Source organism: Rhodoferax sp. (genome assembly GCF_028689305.1).
Classification (GTDB): domain Bacteria; phylum Pseudomonadota; class Gammaproteobacteria; order Burkholderiales; family Burkholderiaceae_C; genus Rhodoferax.
Map to the genome: position 1 here is coordinate 1 of NZ_JAQTWM010000101.1, position 4,391 is coordinate 4,391.

The window sequence follows — 4,391 nt, forward strand, 5'->3', positions numbered from 1 at the left end:
GCCAGGGCCGCAACCTGGGCGCGTTGAAAGCCGAACTCGGTGCCCAGGCCCGTGGCGCGTTCCAGGCGCTGGCCGGGCTCAAAATGGCCCAAACCGGGGCTGCGGCAGAATTTAAGGAAAATCAGCCTCTAGCCCAGGTAAAACCTGCACAATCAGCTATAAAAAGCGTAGCAAATCAAACCCCGCCCAAAGCCAACCCCGCCGGTGTCAAACACACCGCCTGGACCTTTGGCGAACTGCCCGAGCTGCTGGAAATCCAGAAAGGCGGCCAGACGCTGATCGGCTACCCCGGCCTGATCGACGTGGGTGATGCCGTCACCATCGAAGTGTTTGACGAACCCGACGTGGCCGCCGCCAAGCACCGCGCCGGCCTGCGCCGCCTGTTTGCGCTGCAGATCAAAGACGCGCTCAAGTACCTGGAAAAGAACGTCCCCGACCTGCAAAAAATGGCCGTCACCTACATGCAGGTGGGCAAGAACGCCGACGGTTCCGGCACCGGCGGCACGCTGGAAGAACTGCGCGAGCAAATCATCAGTGTGGCGCTGGACCGCGCCTTTTTGCTTGACCCGTTGCCCACCGATGAATTCGCTTTCAAGAAGCGCGTGGACGAGGGGCGAGGGCGCTTGACCCTGATCTGCACCGAAGTCGCCCGCCTGGCCGCCACCATCCTGGCCGAATACGCGGTGGCCGCGCGCAAGATCAAAGACACCAAAAACGCCCCGGATGCCACCACGGACGCGGCCCAGCAACTGGCGCGCCTGATGCCCAAAAAGTTCCTCAGCGTCACCCCCTGGGGCAGCCTGCAGCACTTTGCCCGCTACCAGAAAGCCATCACCGCCCGCCTGGAAAAATACCGCGCCGACCCGGCCCGCGACAGCGCCCGCCTGAAAGAATTACAACCGCTGGAGCAGCGCTACTGGCGGTTGGTTGCCGAGCGCAAAGGCGTGGTCGATGACCGCCTGCAAGAATTCCGCTGGCTGCTGGAAGAATTACGCGTGAGCTTCTTCGCCCAAGAACTGCGCACCCCGCAGCCGGTGAGTGTGAAGCGGCTGGAGAAGGCTTGGGGGCAGTTGGAGTGAGGTGTTTTGGGCTTACAGTTTGTAAGTGAGATTGGCTTGTGGTGACATTAAGAGCATCGAAAACGCAGCCTCAACTTGGCAAAAGAACTTGAACAATGGATGGCAGAGCTGCCACAGGCGCGGCGCGCAGCCATTAATCGAAGCACGTGCTGGCAAATTGGCCACTTCAAAAGATTTTTGCCAGGCCGTTGAACCGCCCACGATTCCCGGCCTTCGCATAACTCCGGTGCAGCGGGATAAGGATAAAAATCCCCGCTAGCCCAGATAAAACAAGCACAATTAGCTATAAAAAATATAGTTAGTCAATCAAGCCAGCGGCCCTGCACCCGGTCAAACGACTGGGCCAGCGGGTTGCCCGGGGCGTGGATCAACTGGTGTTTCATGATCTTGTTGGACGAGGTGCGCGGAAAATCGGCGACAAACTGCACGTAACGCGGCACCTTGAACGGCGCCAGCGCACCCTGGCAGTGGGTCAGCAGCTGGTCCACCGGCAGCACCTCGGCGGGTGTTTGGCCGTCGGCCAGCAGTTCCGGGCGCAGTTGCACCATGATCTTGACCTCTTCCTTGCGCACCGGGTCGGGCACCGGCACGGCGGCGCAGTCCAGCACGGCGCCCAGTTCGCGCACCACGGCTTCGACTTCACGCGCGGCAATGTTTTCGTTGGAGCGCCGGATCATGTCCTTGAACCGCCCGACGATCCGGTAAAAGCCGTCTTCGTCCTGCACAAACGCATCGCCAGTGCGGAACCAGTCGCCGTCAAACACCTCGGCGTTGGCTTGTGGCTTGTTGAAGTAACCCTTGAACAGGTGGTCGCCACGGATCTGCAGCTCTCCGGTGACGCCGGGGCCAACCGGCTGACCGGCATCGTCCACGATACGCGCCTGGCGGCGCAAACCGGCCAGGCCCACCGAGGTGGGTTTGGCCGTGGCGGGGTAGTTGTTGGGCATGACCAGGCCCAGGCCGATTTCGGTCATGCCAAACGATTCGACCGCTGGCACCTGAAAGCGCTGGACAAAGGTCTGGCGCGACTCGGCGCTCCAGCCAAACGTGAACACCTCACGCAGCGCCAGTGTGCGGCCCTGCACGCTGTCGATGGACTTCAGCGCCAGCTCGGGCAGTTGCGCCCAGTCGATCTGGTGGTCGGCCAGCCAGCCCAGGAACCGGGTGGCACTGATCTTGCGCGCCGCCACCAGCGTGCCGCGGCACATGGCAGTCATCAGCAACTGCCAGAACGGGTCCATGTAGAAAAACGGCTGGGCCGTGAAAAAGCGCTGCATCGGCGCCTGGCCGGGGGCCGGTTCTGGGTGCATCAGGCAGGCGGCTTGGGCTAGATTCAGCCAGTAACCATGGGTCAGCAGGCAACCCTTGGGGAAACCGGTGGTACCCGACGTGTACTGGATATTGGCCAGCGTGTCCAGGCCCGGCGGCGGCACCGCAGGCGTGGGGCGGCTGCCTGCGGGGGAGGCGTCCAGCAGGCGCTGCCAGGACGAGTCTTCACCGAGCCGGTTGGCCGTTACCCAGATGCGCTGGCGCGCCAGCGAGGCTGGCCAGTCGGTGACCTGCTTGAGCAGCTCCACACGCTCAGTGCCCAGCACCCAGGCGCTGACCTGGGCGTCGGCCAGCACGTACTCGACCTCGCGCACGGTGTAACTGGGGTTGACCGGCACCACGGCGGCGCCCAGTTTCAGCACCGCCAGCCAGGTCAGGTGCCATGGCAGGCCGTTGGGCAGCATCACCGCCACATGCATACCGGCTTGTACCCCGGCTGCCTGCAGGCTGGCGGCCAGCTGGTTGCTCAGTGCGTCAAATTCGGCGTAGGTCAGGCGCTGTCCGTCTTCAAACAGGTCCATCAGCACCCGGTCGGGCTGGCTGGCGGCGGCCTGGGCCAACAGCTCGGGGATGTTGGCGGGCAAAGGTTGTTCAGCAGCGAGCTGCAGGCGCTGTTGCCAGTGTTGCAGCAAGGCGGTGTTACTCATGGGTGGCATCCTGGTCCTGGTTGGTGCCGTCGTTCTGGCGCCCTTTGAGAAAACCGCTGCCAGCGCCAAAGCCTTCGTAACCCAGCCGCTGCAGCCGGTACAGGTTCAGCACATAACGCAGGTTGTCGTCACGGCTCAAGTCCAGTGACTGGTAATAACTCTCCATTTCCACCCGTACCGCAATCGGGGGCTGGGCAGCCACCTGGGCGGCCAGCGCCAGGGCGCGTTCCATCAGTTGTTCCGGCTCAACCAGTTCGTTGACCAGGTCGTATTTCAGCGCGTCCTGCGCCGACATGAATTCGCCGGTGAGCAGGAATTTCATCGCCACCACGTGCGGAATCTGGCGCCCCAGCCGGGTCATGCCGCCGCCGCCGCCCATGCCGTAGGCGACTTCCGGCAGGCCAAACTGGGCCCGGGTGGTGGCAAGGCGCATGTCGGTCAAATGCAGCAGGTAGATCATGCCCTGCCCCAGGCAGTAGTGGTCCACCGCGCCAATGATGGGCTTGTAGCGTTCCAGCTTCATGATGTCCACGTCCCAGCCGGGGCGGTGCGGCGGCGAACCATCACGCTCGTTGTGGTGCAGGAACAGATAGCCTTCGAGCTCCTGCTGGCGGCTGCGGGCGGGCAGCGGGTTCTTGATGTCATCACCGGCACAGAAAGAGCCGCCGTCGCGCCCCTTCAGGATGCCAACGTGGATATCGGGGTCGGCGATGAACTCTTTCAGGAGGCCGTACAGCGCCTTGTGCATGGCCGGTGTCAGCACATTGAGCTTGCCGTTGTCGATGGTGAAGATGCCAATGTGGTTTTGTTTTTCGAAATGGATAGGCATAGGTTTGGGTAGGGATAGGGGAACGGGCCGTCAGGCGGACGCGGCCGGTTTGGCGGCGTTGCTGCGCTGGCGGATGGTCTGCGCCAGCAGCACCACCACACTCATGAACAGGAACACCACGGTGGAGGCGGCCGCCAGCGTGGGTGACACCCGCAGCAGGGCTTCGTCCCACATCTGCTTGGGCAGGGTGGCACTCAGGCCACCGGTCACAAACATGGCAATCGTCAGTTCGTCCAGTGAGGTGACAAAAGCGAACAGGAAGGCCGAGAGCGCGCCGGGGGCCAGCAGCGGCAGGGTCACCCGGCGCAGGCGCATCAGGGTACCGGCGCCACAGACGGCGGCGGCGTGGTCCAGCCGTTCGTCATAGGCCTGCACCACGGCAATCATGGTGATCAGCACAAAGGGCAGGGCGATCACGGTATGCCCCAGCACCAGCCCGACCCAGGAGCCCACCAGCCCAATGCGGGCAAACAGGTAGAACAGGCCAATGGCGATGATGATGCGCGG

4 protein-coding genes are annotated in these 4,391 nt (G+C 63.2%); 1 reads left to right on the plus strand and 3 read right to left on the minus strand.

Features of this window, described 5'->3' with window-relative positions; all coding sequences use genetic code 11:
* On the plus strand, window positions 1-1,079 hold a 1,079-nt coding region (locus PHW99_RS15955; protein WP_300179796.1), incomplete at its 5' end, for a DUF3418 domain-containing protein.
* A gap of 302 nt (window positions 1,080-1,381) precedes the next feature.
* Here PHW99_RS15955 and PHW99_RS15960 read toward each other — a convergent pair.
* The 3 genes from PHW99_RS15960 to PHW99_RS15970 all read right to left on the minus strand — a co-directional run.
* Window positions 1,382-3,055: a class I adenylate-forming enzyme family protein gene (locus PHW99_RS15960; protein WP_300179799.1), complete on the minus strand. Its 1,674-nt coding sequence runs from the start codon at window positions 3,053-3,055 to the stop codon at window positions 1,382-1,384.
* Entirely contained in the window at window positions 3,048-3,884 is an 837-nt protein-coding gene (locus PHW99_RS15965; RefSeq protein ID WP_300179802.1) for an enoyl-CoA hydratase/isomerase family protein, read from the minus strand. The genes PHW99_RS15960 and PHW99_RS15965 overlap by 8 nt, the downstream gene beginning before the upstream one ends.
* 30 nt (window positions 3,885-3,914) lie before the next feature.
* The coding region (locus PHW99_RS15970) for an ABC transporter permease subunit (RefSeq protein WP_300179805.1) at window positions 3,915-4,391 on the minus strand (477 nt) is incomplete at its 5' end.

Coding starts and splice junctions, on each gene's coding strand:
- PHW99_RS15965 (WP_300179802.1), bottom strand. CDS start 3,884: ATGCCTATCCATTTCGAAAAACAAAACCACATTGGCATCTTCACCATC.
- PHW99_RS15960 (WP_300179799.1), bottom strand. CDS start 3,055: ATGAGTAACACCGCCTTGCTGCAACACTGGCAACAGCGCCTGCAGCTC.